The sequence below is a fragment of the Opitutus sp. sgz309028 genome (assembly GCF_059821195.1).
The window spans coordinates 663,254-678,892 of the sequence record NZ_JCAMRR010000002.1 but is presented as its reverse complement, the minus strand read 5'-3'; the positions used below and the strand labels follow the sequence as shown (position 1 = coordinate 678,892).

18 protein-coding genes and 1 tRNA gene are annotated in these 15,639 nt (G+C 63.7%); 10 read left to right on the top strand and 9 right to left on the bottom strand.

All coding sequences use genetic code 11. The annotated features are described in order from the left end of the window. The first annotated feature begins 2 nt into the window (after positions 1-2). The 3 genes from AC6RV7_RS08610 (at position 3) to trxA (ending at position 1,463) form a co-directional block, all read left to right on the top strand. Entirely contained in the window at positions 3-785 is a 783-nt protein-coding gene (locus AC6RV7_RS08610; RefSeq protein ID WP_500093562.1) for a segregation and condensation protein A, read from the top strand. Continuing rightward, positions 782-1,033, top strand: a complete 252-nt coding sequence (locus tag AC6RV7_RS08605; RefSeq protein WP_500093561.1) for a hypothetical protein — start codon at positions 782-784, stop codon at positions 1,031-1,033. Before AC6RV7_RS08610 ends, AC6RV7_RS08605 begins: the two co-directional genes overlap by 4 nt. A 100-nt stretch (positions 1,034-1,133) precedes the next feature. Beyond that, positions 1,134-1,463, top strand: coding sequence for a thioredoxin (gene trxA / locus AC6RV7_RS08600; RefSeq protein WP_500093560.1), 330 nt, complete (start codon positions 1,134-1,136; stop codon positions 1,461-1,463). 55 nt (positions 1,464-1,518) lie between these two features. Here the strand turns inward: trxA and AC6RV7_RS08595 are convergent, their stop codons facing one another. The 6 genes from AC6RV7_RS08595 to AC6RV7_RS08570 are packed head-to-tail and all read right to left on the bottom strand — an operon-like array spanning position 1,519 to position 5,639. Beyond that, on the bottom strand, positions 1,519-2,400 hold the full coding sequence (locus tag AC6RV7_RS08595) for a 1,4-dihydroxy-2-naphthoate polyprenyltransferase (protein ID WP_500093559.1): 882 nt from the start codon (positions 2,398-2,400) through the stop codon (positions 1,519-1,521). Continuing rightward, positions 2,397-3,047 (bottom strand): hypothetical protein, encoded by a 651-nt coding sequence (locus AC6RV7_RS08590; RefSeq protein ID WP_500093558.1) that lies wholly within the window; start codon positions 3,045-3,047, stop codon positions 2,397-2,399. The genes AC6RV7_RS08595 and AC6RV7_RS08590 overlap by 4 nt, the downstream gene beginning before the upstream one ends. 22 nt (positions 3,048-3,069) lie before the next feature. After that, complete coding sequence (locus tag AC6RV7_RS08585) at positions 3,070-3,825, bottom strand: hypothetical protein (protein WP_500093557.1); 756 nt, start codon at positions 3,823-3,825, stop codon at positions 3,070-3,072. Further along, a complete protein-coding gene (locus AC6RV7_RS08580) occupies positions 3,815-4,633 on the bottom strand; it encodes an ABC transporter permease (protein WP_500093556.1) in 819 nt (272 codons plus the stop codon). Before AC6RV7_RS08580 ends, AC6RV7_RS08585 begins: the two co-directional genes overlap by 11 nt. Further along, complete coding sequence (locus tag AC6RV7_RS08575; RefSeq protein WP_500093555.1) at positions 4,609-5,367, bottom strand: ABC transporter ATP-binding protein; 759 nt, start codon at positions 5,365-5,367, stop codon at positions 4,609-4,611. Before AC6RV7_RS08575 ends, AC6RV7_RS08580 begins: the two co-directional genes overlap by 25 nt. Further along, entirely contained in the window at positions 5,364-5,639 is a 276-nt protein-coding gene (locus AC6RV7_RS08570) for an acylphosphatase (protein WP_500093554.1), read from the bottom strand. Before AC6RV7_RS08570 ends, AC6RV7_RS08575 begins: the two co-directional genes overlap by 4 nt. 158 nt (positions 5,640-5,797) lie before the next feature. Here AC6RV7_RS08570 and AC6RV7_RS08565 point away from each other — a divergent pair, with 158 nt between their 5' ends. Together AC6RV7_RS08565 and AC6RV7_RS08560 are read left to right on the top strand one after the other, a co-directional pair. After that, complete coding sequence (locus tag AC6RV7_RS08565) at positions 5,798-6,484, top strand: hypothetical protein (protein ID WP_500093553.1); 687 nt, start codon at positions 5,798-5,800, stop codon at positions 6,482-6,484. 89 nt (positions 6,485-6,573) lie between these two features. Further along, positions 6,574-6,665 (top strand) — tRNA-Ser (locus tag AC6RV7_RS08560). 115 nt (positions 6,666-6,780) lie between these two features. Here AC6RV7_RS08560 and ahcY read toward each other — a convergent pair. Together ahcY and metK are read right to left on the bottom strand one after the other, a co-directional pair. Next, positions 6,781-8,205 (bottom strand): adenosylhomocysteinase, encoded by a 1,425-nt coding sequence (gene ahcY / locus AC6RV7_RS08555; protein ID WP_500093552.1) that lies wholly within the window; start codon positions 8,203-8,205, stop codon positions 6,781-6,783. 41 nt (positions 8,206-8,246) lie between these two features. Continuing rightward, the gene (metK, locus tag AC6RV7_RS08550; protein WP_500093551.1) at positions 8,247-9,413 is read right to left on the bottom strand and encodes a methionine adenosyltransferase; all 1,167 of its coding nucleotides are present in this window, start codon (positions 9,411-9,413) and stop codon (positions 8,247-8,249) included. Between the two features lie 184 nt (positions 9,414-9,597). On the opposite strand from metK, the gene AC6RV7_RS08545 reads away from it, so the two are divergent. From AC6RV7_RS08545 to AC6RV7_RS08525, 5 genes are all read left to right on the top strand, one after another. After that, positions 9,598-10,740 (top strand): hybrid sensor histidine kinase/response regulator, encoded by a 1,143-nt coding sequence (locus tag AC6RV7_RS08545; RefSeq protein ID WP_500093550.1) that lies wholly within the window; start codon positions 9,598-9,600, stop codon positions 10,738-10,740. Next, complete coding sequence (locus AC6RV7_RS08540) at positions 10,737-11,123, top strand: response regulator transcription factor (protein ID WP_500093549.1); 387 nt, start codon at positions 10,737-10,739, stop codon at positions 11,121-11,123. The genes AC6RV7_RS08545 and AC6RV7_RS08540 overlap by 4 nt, the downstream gene beginning before the upstream one ends. Positions 11,124-11,129: 6 nt before the next feature. Continuing rightward, on the top strand, positions 11,130-11,321 hold the full coding sequence (locus tag AC6RV7_RS08535) for a hypothetical protein (protein WP_500093548.1): 192 nt from the start codon (positions 11,130-11,132) through the stop codon (positions 11,319-11,321). Further along, on the top strand, positions 11,302-13,008 hold the full coding sequence (locus tag AC6RV7_RS08530; protein WP_500093547.1) for a GspE/PulE family protein: 1,707 nt from the start codon (positions 11,302-11,304) through the stop codon (positions 13,006-13,008). The genes AC6RV7_RS08535 and AC6RV7_RS08530 overlap by 20 nt, the downstream gene beginning before the upstream one ends. A gap of 70 nt (positions 13,009-13,078) precedes the next feature. Next, positions 13,079-13,441 (top strand): Hpt domain-containing protein, encoded by a 363-nt coding sequence (locus AC6RV7_RS08525; RefSeq protein WP_500093546.1) that lies wholly within the window; start codon positions 13,079-13,081, stop codon positions 13,439-13,441. Between the two features lie 49 nt (positions 13,442-13,490). Here the strand turns inward: AC6RV7_RS08525 and mdoH are convergent, their stop codons facing one another. Next, entirely contained in the window at positions 13,491-15,638 is a 2,148-nt protein-coding gene (mdoH, locus tag AC6RV7_RS08520; protein ID WP_500093545.1) for a glucans biosynthesis glucosyltransferase MdoH, read from the bottom strand. Position 15,639: the final 1 nt, after the last annotated feature.

Sequence of the window (15,639 nt, the reverse complement as noted above, 5' to 3'; positions counted from 1 at the left end):
CCGTGGTTCCTGATTCCGAGTATCGCATCAAGCTCCGGGTTTTCGAAGGCCCGCTGGATTTGCTGCTCTTCCTTATCCGCAAGAACGAGCTGGATATCTACGACATCCCGATCGAGTCGGTCACGAAGCAGTATGTCGAGGTGCTCAAGACGATGCAGGAGTTGGACCTCGACGTCGCCGGCGAGTTTTTCGTGATGGCGGCGACGCTGATGGAAATCAAAAGCCGCATGCTCCTGCCGAAGGGCCAGAGCGCGGTCGATCCCAACGCCGACGACGAGGAAATCGATCCGCGCTGGGACCTCGTTCACCAACTGCTCCAATACAAGAAGTTCAAGGAAGCCGCGGCCAAGCTCAACGAACTCGCTTCGCTCCAGCAGGATTTGATGGAGCGCTACGTCTCGGAGCTCGCGTTGACCGAGTCGGACCGGCCGTTGAAGAACGTCGACCGCATCGAATTGTGGAACGCGTTCAACATCGTGCTCCGCCGCCTCGCCGAGAAACTCGTCGTCGGCGAAATCCACGACGAGCAGGTGACCGTGTCGGACCGGATGGAATTTCTGCTGGAGAAGATCAAAACGGAGAAAAGCTTCATCTTCACCTCGCTGTTCGACGGCCCGATCACCGTGAAGCAGCTGGTGGCGACCTTTCTGGCGGTGCTCGAGCTCACCCGTCTCAAGCGTTTGCGGGTCAGGCAGGAAGAGGCGTTTGCCGACATCGTCTGTTCCGCCGTGGAGGAGGAAATCCCGCTTGAAAGCCCGGAGAACCCCAGCACGGTGACCGTGTGAGCAAAAAGAAAAAGGCGACCAAGCCCGCCGCCGGACTCCTCGGCATCGGGTTCGACAACGAGGACGGCCACAAGCGCATCACCACGGGTGAACAGTTCGCGATTGTCGGCGGCTCGGAAGAGACTCACAGCCGCATGACCGAGACGGTGGTGAAGACCTTCGAGGAGCTGAAGCAGCGCGGCAAACAGTTGCAGCAGGTCGAGCCGAAGGAGCTGGCGGAGATCCTGCATCGCGCGACGCCGCGCTGAGTTCGGCGGTCGCCCCCGCCGGCGCACACCCGCCCGATTTGCGCATTCGCGCGAACTGCATCCCTTTCGTTCATCATTCGTTTCTAATCCGCTGACCAACATGTCCGACCAAATCGCTCAACTCACCACCGAGAGTTTCAAGACGACCGTCAATTCCGCGAGCACGCCCGTGCTCGTCGACTTCTGGGCCCCTTGGTGCGGCCCCTGCAAGGCGATCGCCCCGATCCTCGAGGAGCTCGCCACCGAGCTGAACGGCAAACTCCAGATCGCCAAGGTCAACATCGACGACCACGGCGAAATCGCCACGGAGTATGGCATCCGCGCCATCCCGACGATGCTGCTGTTCAAAAACGGCCAGGTCGCCGAACAGCTCGTCGGCATGATGCCGAAGGCCGCGCTGAAGGCAAAGCTCGCCGCGCACGTCGCCTGACGCACCGCTCGCTTTTCCCGCCGCGCCTCTCAAGGGGCGCGGCTTTTTTTTGCCGTTACAACACCAGTCCGGCGCTCGCGAGCACCGCGTAAAACGCGAGCAGCTTGCCCGTATCGCCGAGCAGCGCTATGAGCTCCCCGGGATTTTGCGCGTCACGCAAACGCCGGACGTGCCGCACCGCGAGCGGCACCAGCAGCAGCGGCAACACCCGCCAGCCCGCCTGATCTCGCCACAGCAACCACACCGGCACGGCGAACGCGACTGCGAGCGACGCCGCATGCTGGACGCGCGCCGCGCGGCGGCCGAGCCGCACGACGAGCGTGCGCTTGCCCGCGGCCGCGTCGGTCTCGACGTCGCGATAGTTGTTCACGACGAGAATATTGGTCGCCAGCAGTCCGATCGGGACCGCCACGAGAAGCGCATCGGCGGTCAAATAGCCCGCCTGCACGAAAAAGGTCGCACCGACGGCGACCAGTCCGAAGAAAACGAACACGAAGACGTCGCCCAATCCGTGATAAGCCAGCGGCCACGGCCCGCCGGTGTAGGCGATGCCGCTGAGGATGCTCGCCACCCCGATCGCGATCAGCCACGGCCCGCCCCACGCGATCAACCCGAGCCCGCACGCGAACGCCGCGCCGAAGGTCAGCCACATGACGCGTTTCATCGTCGCCGGAGCGATCAGGCCCGCCGCCACCGCGCGCCGCGGACCGACCCGCGCCGCCGTGTCGGCCCCGTGCACGAAATCGTAATAGTCGTTGGCGAAATTCGTGCCGATCTGCACGAGCAACGCGAAACCGAGGCATAGCGCGGCGGCTGGCGCGTCGAAGACACCGTCACGCCACGCCAGCGCCGACCCGACCATCACGGGCGCGATCGCGGCGGGCAACGTTCGCGGCCGGGCCGCCCCCCACCAGATGCTCGCCGCGGCTTCCTTCATGCCGCCGAACCCGGCACCTTGAGGCGCTTCGAAAACTGAGCCAGCCGCCGGCGCAGGAGCAGGCTGAAAAACACCGGCAGGATCAGAAGCCCCGTCGCGATCAGCGGCAGCGGGTTTGCCAGTCCGTCAAACATCAGGCCAAACGTTCCGACCAGCAGCGCATACACGCTCAAGAACGCGGCCGCGTTCGGCAGTCCGAGGTTGATCGTCCACACCAGCACGAGCGCGAACAGCGCCGGATAAAAGCCGCACATGCCAAACGTCAGCCCGGACAAATAAAAGATCGGCGCAAAGAGGGTCAGCCGGCCCTCGTAACGGAAAGTCTGGATCAGCACGCCGGCCAGCAGCACCGCAATCTGGAGAAAAAACACGCGTTGCAACTCCGCCGCATCCGCACCGGGTCCCGCTCGCAACGCCGGCTCGATCCCTTCGAAGGTCCCGAGGACCACGACGCTGCCGAGCGTGGCGCGCAAAAGATCGATCGTGTTTCGCGGCTTGGCGATCTCCTCGCGCAAGCTCACCGCCGGATCCCCGTGCTCGCGCACATGGGCCGGATTCGTATCGCGGATTTTTCGGCGACGCCCGCCGAAACGCAGCACCTTGCCGCCCAACCGCAACACCTGTCGCGGCAGCCAAAGCAGAAGCACCGCAATGAGAAATGGAAGCCAGTCAATCGTCACGGAAGGAACGCATCGAAGGTGGAAGCGCCGTCGGTGTCAAAGTCGCATCCGGTCCGCCGCGCGATTCGAGTTCGCTCCGCCAGCGTCGGATGCGTTCCACCACCACGTCGCGCGCCGCCGCGGCGTCGTCCGCCGGCAGCGTCGGGAGGATGCGCTCGAGCCACGCAAGCGCCTCCGCGTTCCGTCCCAGCCGATGCAACATCTCCGCGTGCAACCGCGCCGCGACCTGAGGTGCGTCGGGTTCCAGCGCCGCGCGGCGATAACTCTCCGCCGCGGCCGCGAGATCGCCAAGCCGATGCAGCTCAATGTTGCCGCGCTCCAGCCAGATGTCCGCTGCCGGCATTTCCGGCGGCAGGCCGCTCATCAGCAGCATAATCGCCCGCTGCGCCTGCCGACGGACGATCCGCCTCTCAGGATTCGCGTCGTATCCATTTTTCAGCGACCAATGAGGGAGGTCATACGCCAGGATGCGAGCGGCGTTCAGGCGAAGCGTCTTCGCCGCCGGGTTCACGGTCACGGTCCAGTGCACCAGACGCTCCGTGGCCTCCGCATCCCGACGCTCCCACGCCAGATAGCCCTGCAGCCAGAGAACATTCGCGATCAGCGGCCGCCAGTTGCCCCAACTCGCCGCTGCGGCGGACTCCGGGCGAGAAGATCCGTCGTCGATCCGACGCGTCGCACCGCCGGCGAGGGCGAGCCCGGCGAGTGCGATCGGCACCAGGACCGTCCGCGAACTAAAGATCACGACGCCGGAAACTGAGGACCGCCAGGCCATGGATCACCGCGACATAAACGAGCGCATACAATCCGAGCAGCGGCAGCCGGGAAGCCGCCGCGTTCTCGAGCGAAAATCCGAAGCGCCGGAAGTCTGGCAGCAAGAGGCTCACCGCTTCGCAGGTGGCGCGGACCCAGGATGAACCTCCCCGCGCCGCCACCTCCGCCGCAAATCCCTGCAGTTCGCAACCGACCAACACGAGCGCCGCGACCAGCACCGTGAAAATCTGCGATTCAGCGAAACTCGCGATCAGCAGCACGAGTGCCGCCAGCACCCACAACTTCAATCCCTGCGCCGCTCCCGCGATGAGAATGGCCGCCACCCATCCGTTGTCGGTCGAAACGCTCGCCGGCCCGCGCACGAGCAGCACGAGCAGCGTCGTCATGACCGCGCCATAGATCGCGATCACCGTTGCGATTCCCAGCCATTGTCCGAGCAGATATTCGCCCCGCCCCAACGGTCGCGCCAGCAAAGGCAGAATCGTCCGCCGCTCGATTTCCGCGAAAAAGAGCTGGCTCGTTAACACGATGGTCAACGCCGCGCCGAACAGCGCGAGCGCGCCTAGCCCGAGTTCCGCGAGAAACCTCGCATCGTTGCCGGCAAAATTCAGTTCGCGCAGACCCTGCGCGCCGACGACCCAGACCGCCGCGAGCAGCAGGATCGCGTGAAACGTTTTCCGCCTCACCGCCGCGCGAACGGTGTTCGCGGCCACGAGCCGCACGCGTGTCGCACGCTGCCGCAGCCCGTTTACGTTCATGGTGCCGCCGACGTGGCGCATTCCCGAAACACTTCTTCGAGCGAGCGAGGGCCTCCGTCGCGTTCGTCCAGCAGCGCGTCCACGCGCCCCTCCCGCAGCATCCGGCCGCGATGCAGCAGGCCCACGCGATCGCAGATCCGCGTCACCCCCGCGAGCAGGTGGGACGTGAGCAGCACCGTTTTCCCCGCCGCCTTGAGCCGCAGCAAAAGAGCCTCCCATTCGGCCGCAGCGAGCGGATCGAGGCCGGCCATCGGTTCGTCGAGGACCAGCAGCTCCGGATCGTGCACCAGCGCCTGCGCGAGACCGAGGCGTTGCTTCATCCCGCGGGAGTAGTGCCGGACGCGCCGGTCGGCGGCGGCCGCCATTCCCGCTTCGTGCAACACTGCCGCCGTCCGCGGGACCCTTTCGCGCCGATCGACGCCGGCGAGCGCGGCATGAAACTGCACCAGCTCACGGCCGGTCAGATAATCGGGAAACTCCACCGCATCGGGCAAGTAGCCAAGCGACGCGCGCGCGGCCGTTGCGCCCGACGGGCGGCCGAACAGGCGGCACTCGCCCGCCGTCGGAGTTTGCAAACCGACGATGAGCTTCAACGCCGTGCTTTTGCCGGAGCCGTTGGCGCCGAGGAGTCCGTAGATCTCGCCCGCCTCGACCCTGAGATCGAGCCGGTCGAGTGCCCGCACGCGCACACCGCGCAATCCGACCGAAAAATCCTTCACCAAGCCGCGACAATCGATTGCCGGGCCGCCGGTCATCGAATCGAGAAACCGCTGAACTGTGCCGGACGCATGCCGCCGCTGCGCTCGGTTTTGCGGATGTAGCCGTGCATCCGCTCCTCGATGGCTGAGACAAAGGCATCGATTTCGGCCAGCCGCCCCTCCACTTCGACCTGCACGCGTCCATCGACCAGATTTCGCACATAGCCCGCGACTTCGAACTCCTTGGCGACCTGCAGCGTCGTGAAACGAAAGCCGACGCCTTGCACGCGACCGGAGAAAAAAACCGTTTCGTGACGCACGTCTGGCATGGGGCGAAGGGAAGTGAAGAACTGTCGTTGGTTCGCATCAACACGCAAAGTTGAAACGCCCGGGCTTTTAGCTTTCTGCGCGCCGCGGCCCCCGCCAGCCGCAGGGGAATTTCTATTTGCGTTTCCGTCTGCCGCGGGCTCAGTTTCCGCACAACCGAATGAGCAATTTCGATTCTGACGGGGGCCAGGAAAACGAATGGGAAGATCGCGGTGACCTGGCTTGGAACGAGTTCGATTGGGAGCGCTATCTCCGCGAACAGGACGACGCCGTTCACCGATATCTTGGATTTTACGAAGCGTGCAAAGACAGCGCCGATCGCATCGACGATGTGGCGGAGCTGATGAATTGGGGCACCAAAAACTCCGACGGCGCTGACGATGACGATGATGACGACGATGATGACGACGACGACTCCGACGAGTTCGCCGGAGGGGACGACGTCTACACGCTGCACAAGAACCCGATCTACATTTCCACCAAGGCGCTTTATCTCGGTCTGCGCCGCCAGTGGGAACTGACTGCGTCCGACAACAGCCGCGTGCCGCAACCGCTGGCGCTGGCGATGCTGTCATCGCTGCATCGCGGCGAGGAGCAGGCGACGCAGGCGATTCACGCGCTCGATTTTGGCGATTACGCGATGGCGGTGAGCCTGTTCAAACGTGCGCTGAGCGCGTTGAACGGCACGCTTGCGCTGCTCAACGACCATGCGGCGATCGCGCGCAAAACCGTGGCTACTTACCGCGAGATGGCGCTGCCGAGGCTCTTCGATCTTCGCGAAATCTGGCTGCGCGTCGTCAACGAGTGCCGTGAGGAACTCGAGCGGCCGAGCGACGGCGAAAGCTGAGCGGGCGGCCGATGCGCCCGCGCCGGGCGGAAATTAGAAATCCGCCTTGCACTTTCGGGCAGCAGCGTTTGCCTCGCCCTCCTGACTCCGGAGAGGTGGCTGAGTGGCCGAAAGCGGCGCTTTGCTAAAGCGTTGATGGTGTAAAAGCCATCCGGGGGTTCGAATCCCCCCCTCTCCGCCAGTCTTTCTTCGCCGCGCCGGGAGCGTCTGGCGGGCTCGAATTCGGAAGCTGAAAAACAAAGACGCGCTCCGTTGGTGCAACGGAAGCGCGTCTGAAAGTCGCGAAGCGATTCGCCTCAGTAACGGTAGTGGTCGGGCTTGTAGGGACCTTCCACCGGCACGCCGAGATACGCCGCCTGCTCGGGCGAAAGCGTGGTGAGCTTCGCGCCGATTTTCTCCAGATGCAGCCGGGCGACTTCCTCGTCGAGGTGCTTGGGCAGGCGATACACGCCCACCTTGTAGTGGTCGCGGTTCTTCCAGAGATCGAGCTGGGCGAGCGTCTGATTCGTGAAGCTGTTCGACATCACGAACGACGGATGGCCGGTGGCGCAGCCGAGGTTCACGAGCCGGCCTTCCGCGAGCAGATAAATGCTCGGACCGCCGGGGAACGTGTATTGGTCGTATTGCGGCTTCACGTTGACGCGTTTCGCGTCGGATTGGTTGAGGCGCTCGACCTGGATCTCGTTGTCGAAGTGGCCGATGTTACAAACAATCGCCTGATCCTTCATCTTTCGCATGTGCTCGAGCGTGATGATGTCGCGATTGCCGGTCGTCGTCACATAAATGTCCGCCACGCCGAGCGTGCTCTCGACCGTGTTCACCTCGAAACCTTCCATCGCGGCCTGCAGCGCGTTGATCGGATCGACCTCGGTCACGATGACGCGCGCGCCGAAGCCTTTCAGCGAGTGCGCGGAGCCCTTGCCGACGTCGCCGTAGCCGCACACGCACGCGACTTTGCCGGCGATCATCACGTCGGTGGCGCGCTTGAGGCCGTCGGCGAGCGATTCGCGGCAGCCATAGAGATTGTCGAATTTCGATTTCGTGACGGAGTCGTTCACGTTGATCGCGGGCACGCGCAGCTTGCCCTTCTCGAGCATCTGGTAGAGGCGGTGCACACCGGTGGTCGTCTCCTCGGAAACGCCACGCCACTCCTTGACCAGCGTGGTCCAGCGGAGCGGATCCTGGGCATGGACGCGCTTGAGGAGATTCTTGATCACCTGCTCCTCGTGCGAAGCGGACGGCGTATTCACCCAATCGCTACCCTCCTCGAGCTCGCAGCCCTTGTGAATGAGCAACGTCACGTCGCCGCCGTCGTCGACGACGAGTTGCGGACCCTTGCCGCCGGGAAACGAAATCGCGTGCAGCGTCATGTCCCAGTATTCCTCGAGCGTCTCGCCTTTCCAGGCGAAGACCGGCACGCCGGCCTGCGCGATCGCGGCCGCGGCGTGGTCCTGGGTCGAGAAGATGTTGCACGACGCCCAGCGGACGTCGGCGCCCAGCTCGCGCAGCGTTTCGATCAGGACCGCGGTCTGAATCGTCATGTGCAACGAACCGGTGATGCGCACGCCGGCGAGCGGCTTGGCGGGACCGAACTTTTTGCGCACGGCCATCAGGCCGGGCATCTCGTGTTCGGCGATCGATATTTCCTTACGACCCCAATCGGCGAGCGAGAGGTCTTTGACAAGATGAGGGAGAGTTTTGGCGTCGGCGGCAGCGGCCATGAGAATTGGAGACTTGAGGGCTGGGTTGGGTTCGCGCGGCGTTATTTCACGGCGGCGCGAAGTTCGTTGATCTTGTTCGTCTGCTCCCACGGCAGATCGGGTTTGCCGAAATGGCCGTAGTTGGTCGTCTGCCGGTAAATGGGACGAAGCAGGTCGAGTTGCGCCACGATGGCCGCAGGTTTGAAACTGAACACCTCGCGCACGGCGGCGGCGATCTTCGCCTCCGGGACTTTCGCGGTGCCCATCGCGTCGACCCAGATGGAAACCGGTTCGGGATGGCCGATCGCGTAGGCGACCTGGAGTTCACAGATGTCGGCGAGGCCGGAGGCGACGATGTTCTTCGCGACCCAGCGGCACATGTAGGCGGCGGAGCGATCGACCTTCGACGGGTCCTTGCCCGAGAAGGCACCGCCACCGTGCCGGCCCCAACCGCCATACGTATCCACAATGATCTTACGACCGGTGAGGCCGGAATCGCCTTCGGGGCCGCCCACCACGAAGCGGCCGGTCGGGTTGATGTAAAACTTCGTCGCGGCGTCCATCAGCTCCGCGGGGATCACCCGCTTGATGACGTTCTCGACGAGAAACTCGCGGATCGCGCCGTGCTTCACATTCGAGGTGTGCTGCGTGGAGATGACGACGTTCTCCACCTTCACGGGGCGATCGTTCTCGTAACGGATCGAAACCTGCGATTTCGCGTCGGGGCGCAGCCAGGACACGACGCCGGACTTGCGAAGCTTCGTGAGCTCGCGGCCCAGGCGATGCGCGAACATGATGGCGGTCGGCATCATCTCGGGCGTCTCGTTGCACGCGTAGCCGAACATCAGGCCCTGGTCGCCCGCGCCCTGTTCGGCCGTGTCCTTGCCGTCGGCGGCCGCGGCGTCCACGCCCTGCGCGATGTCGGGCGACTGCCGCGTGATCAGGTTGGTGATGAAGACGCGCTCGGCGTGAAACACATCGTCGTCGTTGACATAGCCGATCTCGCGCACCGCATCGCGCACCACGCAATCGTAGTTGAGCTTCGCCTTCGTCGTGATCTCGCCGGCGATCACCACGTGATTGCTTTTCACGAGCGTCTCGCATGCCACGCGGCTGCCCGGATCCTGCGCCAGGCAGGCGTCGAGCACGCTGTCGGAGATGAAGTCCGCGACTTTGTCCGGATGCCCCTCGCCCACCGACTCCGATGAAAACACGAAAGATTTGGCCATAGAGTGGGTTTCAGGAAATCACGCGATCACCCCCAGGCAAGTTGAATATCAACACATCGCGATCTTGTGATGTAAAACTCTCGCCAGCCGCATCCCGCCGGGCGCGGCCGCCACGGAACGGCGGCTTGCATGCCGGCGGCCGCCCTCGCCATTGTCATTTTACTTGCAAGCAGCGGCTCGCTCGATGGCGCCCATCACCCAGACCCCGACCCCGGACCTTACCGGAAGGAAAATCTTAATCGTCGACGACGACCGGATGAACATCCGGATCCTGAGCGGCATTCTGAAGAAACAGGGCTATGCGCTCGCCGAGGCCGACTCCGGCGAAGGGGCGCTCGAGGTCTATCCCGCGTTCCGGCCCAACCTCGTCCTGCTCGACGTGATGATGCCGGGTATCAACGGCTTTGATACGTGCCGCGCGCTGAAGCAGCGTTACGGCGCCGATTGCGCGCCGATCGTGTTCATCACCGCGAAAAACGAAGCGGAGGCCGTCGTCGAGGGCCTGTCCGCCGGCGGCGTCGATTATCTGCCGAAACCGTTTCAGCCGCGCGAGGTCGTCGCGCGGATCCGCACGCACCTCGTCGGCCAGCTGCTGGCCGAGCAGCAGAAATCGCTGGTGGAACAGCTCAGCAGCGCCAACGCCGCCAAGAACCGTTTTCTCGGCATGGCGGCCCACGACCTGCGCAACCCTCTCGCGTCGATCCGCGGCCTGGCCGAGTTCCTGCGCGATGGCGTCGTCGGCGAGCTCACGCCCGATCAACTCGACCTCGTGAACACGATTCATGCCGCCAGCCAGTCGATGCTTTCGCTCGTGAACGAGTTGCTCGACGTCGCCACGATCGAGGCGGGCGAGTTGAAGCTTCAGCCCGAGCCCCACGACCTGGCCGAGCTCATCGCGAAGGCGGTTTACCTCGCGAATATCGACGCCGCGAAAAAACAGACCTCGCTCGCGATCGCCCCGCACGCTACGCCGATTCGCATCGCGATCGACGGCCCGAAGATTCAGCAGGTCGTCAACAATCTTCTCAGCAATGCCGTGAAGTATTCGCCGCCGGGCTCGACGATCACCGTCACGCTCGAGAGTCGCGACGGCCACTGCAGTTTCGCGGTGCTGGACCAGGGCCCGGGCATTCCCGAAAACGAGCGCGATCAGCTGTTCAAGGATTTCGGTCGCCTTTCCGTGCAACCCACCGGAGGCGAGAAGAGCACGGGCTTGGGCCTCGCCATCTGTCGCAACATCGTCGAGGCTCACCACGGGTCCATCGCCGCGCAAAACCTCCCCGCCGGCGGCTGCGAGTTTCGCGTCACCCTTCCCCACCGTTCATGAATTTTTCCGGCACGCTCCTGCTCGTCGACGACGAACCCCATATCCGCAAATTCGTCGGCTTGATCCTCAAGCAACTCGGCGCTCCGGCCATCCTCGAAGCCGCCAACGGCCAGGAAGCACTCGCCACTTACGAGCGCGAGCAACCCGATCTCGTGCTGCTCGACATCAGCATGCCCGTCATGGACGGCCTCACCACGCTCCGAGCGCTCAAGGCCATCGATCCGGATTGCCTCGTGATCATGCTCACTTCGATCGTCAACCGCCAGAGCATCGATGAAGCCCTCGCGTTGGGCGCGGTAAACTACATCCGGAAAGACACGCCCAAGGAGGACATCGCCCGCGCCCTTTCCGAAACGATCGAGCGCTGCTTCGAAACCGAGTAATCCTTCATGAGCCGCCCCCTCACCCCGACGCCGCCGATCATGATCGGCGAAGTGCGTTATTCGCTCCCGCAGATCCTGCAGGAGATCGAACTCGAGCGCGCCGCCGCCTCGTTCGCGATGGAGAAGCTCGACCAGAACGAGATCGGCAAACTCTTCAAAACCCGCACGCCACCCCGCCGTGTTAAACCCAAGAAGTAGCCAGTTCCTGCAGAGCGTCCGCCGTCGGCCCAATTTCGACTACATCCAGGAGCTCGCCGTCCTCGCCGAGCGCCACGGCGGCAGCGTCGATCTGCTGCAGGCCATCATCCAGCAGAAGATCCTGCCCAAGGAGGACGCCTGCAAACTCTGGGCCGATTCGCTCGGCGTCGCCTACGTCGATCCGTTCGCCTCCGTGATCACCGACGAAGCGATCGAAAAAATCCCGCTCGAGATCGCACGAAAAACGAAAGCCATCGGTCTCTACTTGCTGAACGGCGTGCTCACCGTCGCGATGGCCTCGCCCGACGATGCCGATCTCGTGAAGCGTCTCAGCCAGATCGCGCAGGTTCCCATCAGTCCCGTCTTCGGTCTGCCCCGCGAAGTCGAGGACGCGATCGCGATCCACTACAGCACCGAGAAAAACCTCGAGGAGAGCCTCGGCGAGCTCGAGCGCTCCACGTTGTTCGACAATCCCGATCAGGCCGGCGACAAACTCGCCTCGCTCGCCGATCACAATTCGTTGAGCGAGATCCTCGACGAGATCATCTACTTCGCGCTCCGCGAGCGCGCGACCGACCTGCACATCGAAGCGCTCGAGACGCAGTCGCGCATCCGCTTCCGCATCGACGGAAATCTCCGCGAGGTCCTCACCTACTCGCGCAAGCTTCACCGCGCGATGATCTCGCGGCTCAAGATTCTCTGCAGTCTCAACATCGCCGAATCGCGTTTCCCCCAGGACGGCCGGTTCTCGATGCCGATCGGCAGCCAGACCGCCAACTTCCGCGTCTCCACGATCCCGTCCGCCTACGGCGAAAAAGCTGTCATCCGCATCCTCGCGATGACCGGCAAGAAATCGATGCTGACGCTGGATAAGATGATGATCTCGCAGACGATCCTGCAGCCGTTCAAGCGGCTCATCCAGAATCCGAGCGGCATCATCTTCGTCACCGGCCCGACCGGTTCCGGTAAAACCACGACGCTTTACGCCGCGCTCCACGAGATCAACACGCCCGCGGTGAACATCTCCACCATCGAGGATCCGATCGAAATCCAGCTCGCCGGCATCAACCAGAGCCAGGTCAACAGCCACATCGACCTGAAGTTTTCCACCATCCTCCGCGCGCTGATGCGGCAGGATCCCGACGTCATCCTCATCGGCGAAATCCGCGATCTCGAAACCGCCAAGATCGCCACCGAGGCCGCGCTCACGGGCCACATCGTTTTCGCCACGCTGCACACCAACACCGCCGCGCAAGCCATCGTGCGCCTGATCGAGATCGGGGTTGAACCTTACATGGTCGCCCCGTCCGTCATCGGCGTGCTGGCGCAGCGACTCGCCGCGCGGATCTGCGACCACTGCAAGGAGCCGTATCACCCGACGCGCGAGGTGCTCCAGCGCTACTTTGTCGACGAAGGCCTGCGCGACGTGCCGTTCTACCGCGGACGCGGTTGCGCCGCCTGCCGGGGCACCGGCTACAAGGGGCGCATCGCGTTTCACGAGCTGATCCTGATCACCGAGGAGATCCGCACGTTGATCTCCGAAGGCCGCAGCGCGCAGGAGATCACACGCGCCGCCACCAAGGTCGGCTACCGGCCGCTGCGTTACGACGGCCTGAAAAAAGTGCTGCTCGGACTCACGACGATCGAGGAGATCGAAAGCAACAGCTCGTTCGAATGGTCGGTGTGAACCGCGATCGCCCAACCGCCGGCCCACAATCTGTTTGCCGACCCGGGCCGTGGCCCGAAACACTGCCCCCATGCCCGAACCCACCATCATCGATTCCCAATCCATCGAAAATCTGCGGGCGCTGAATCCAGGCGACAACGACGAGTTTCTGCGCGAAATCGTAACCATCTATCTGGAAGACACGCCGCAACGTATCGCGGAGCTCGACCAGAGTCTCGCCAACGGCGACATCCCGCGCTTCACGCGCGCTGCCCACAGCGTCAAGGGCAGCTCCGCCAACCTCGGCGCCTCCGTCGTCCGCAGCGTCGCCGAAAAGCTCGAGCACCAATCGGCTCGCGAGGGTTTGGATAACGTCGCCGCGCTGCTCGCCGAGCTCAAAACCGAGTTCGCGCGCGCGCAGGCCGAGTTGTCCAAGCTGCTGTCCGCTTCGTAAGCCCCGTCCGCGCCGCCCGCGCGGCGATCGCCACGGACGCGTAACCATTTTAACGATACAGCGCCGTCGTTGGCGCCGTCGTGAGCACGTTGTATTGGCGCATCGCGAGTCGCCACCATTCCGCGAGCGACGATGCCGGCCGGCTCCACAATTCGCGGTGCAGCCAGATCATCGATTCCGCATCGAGCAGCAGCGCCATTTTTTCCTTGGTCGAAAACCCTTCCGGCCCGTCGTGCAGCAGCCGCTGCCGCAGTTGCGCGAACCACTCCCGCGCTTCCTCGGTCGAGCGGCGTTGCCGCAGCAACGCCACGTGCATCGCGTTCACGTAGGGATCGAGCACCGCCTGCATCAAACCGTAGTCGGCGCGCAGCGGCTCGAGCGGCGGCAGATGCCGGTAACACTCCGCCAGATTCTGCCGCAGCCGGCGCAGTTCGTAGGACGGCTGCGATTCCTCTGGCGTGAGGAATAGCCCCAACTCCCGCGCGCGCCGGCCGAAGCTCGCCTTGCTGAGCAGAATCGAAACCGGGATCGCGACCAGCAATCCGAGCAGCACCGGACTCAACCACCAGAAAAACGTGGGCAACAAGATCAGCGCCGAGAGCCCCCAGACCAAACCGAACAGCGATTGCCCGCCATGCGTGATGATCGCCTCGCGCCAGTCCGTGCCGTCGTCGTCGGAGCCGCGCTTCTGCGGCACCCAGGAAACGCCCTGCCCGAGCAGCGTGAACAACACGAACTTCGAATTGAACATCATGTTCACCGGCGCGAGCAGCGCGGAGATCACGATTTCGCCGAGCGCGCTCAGCACGAAACGCACGCGTCCGCCATAGCGCTCCACCTCCTCCCGTTGCCCGAGCATCGCGACGATGCTCACGATCTTCGGGAGGAACAGCAGCAGCATCGTCAGCACGAACAGCGTCAGCGCCTCCGGCACTTCAATCGTGTAACCAAACAGCGACGTATAATCCTCCGGCCGCGTCGCTCCCGTCGGCGGCGACCGCAGCGTGGCAAACACGTAGATCGTGCTGATCAGCATGAACAGCAGCCAGAGCGGCGACGACAGATACGCCATCACGCCCATGAAGAGATGAAACCGGTTCGCCGGCCGGAAGCCGCGCGCGGTCAACAGCCACGCGTGCTGCATGTTGCCCTGCGACCAGCGGCGGTCGCGTTTCGCGCTGTCGATCAGTGTCGGCGGGCCTTCCTCGTAACTGCCATCGATCTCGTGCGCCAGCCACACTGCCCAGCCCGCGCGCCGCATCAGCGCGGCCTCGACAAAATCGTGCGAGAGGATGCGTCCGCCGAACGGCTCGCTGCCCGGCAGATCCGGCAGCGAACAATGTTCCATGAACGGCTGCACGCGGATGATCGCGTTGTGGCCCCAGTAATTCCCTTCGTGCTGCTGCCAGTAGTTCAACCCGGCAAGAAACAGGGGGCTGTAAACACGATTCCCGAACGACTGGATCCGCGCGTAGAGCGTCTCGCCGTTTACGATGCGCGGCGCGGTCTGGATGATGCCCGCGCCGGGATTCTTTTCCATCAACGCCACCAGTTGCACGAGCGCCTGGCCGGTCATGATCGAGTCGGCGTCGAGCACGACCATGTAGCGGTAGTTGCGTCCCCAGCGGCGCAGGAAGTCGGCGACGTTGCCGGCTTTCTTGTTAATCTGATTCAGCCGCTTCCGATAAAAGATTTTCCCGAAGCCGTTGACCTGTTTGCAGAGCTCGGCCCACGCGGTCTCCTCCGCGATCCACTGCGAGGGCTGATTCGAATCGCTGAGGATGAAGAAATCGAAGTAGTCGAGTTTCTTCGTTTCCTCGACCGAGCGAAACACCACGCGCAAACCTTCGAAGACGCGACTGACGTCCTCGTTGAAGATCGGCATGATGATCGCCGTCGAAGCGAGCGGCACGTCCTCGCCGCGCGCGACCGTCATCGTGATCCGCCGGCTGTCGCCGCCGCGATTGATCACGTAAAACCCCGCGAGCGCCGTGCAGAATCCCACCGCGACCTGGAAAAACAAAACGACGAACAACAGCAGCAGCACGAGCTCCATGCCCGTGAGTCCGCCGCGCCACAACAGGTCGGCCATGAACCACGTGGCGACGCTGGTCAGTCCGAAGATCGACGAGAAAAAGGAAAACCGCCGGCGGTTGAGCCGCGCAATGGTCATTCGGTCGTGAACGGAAATCGCCATG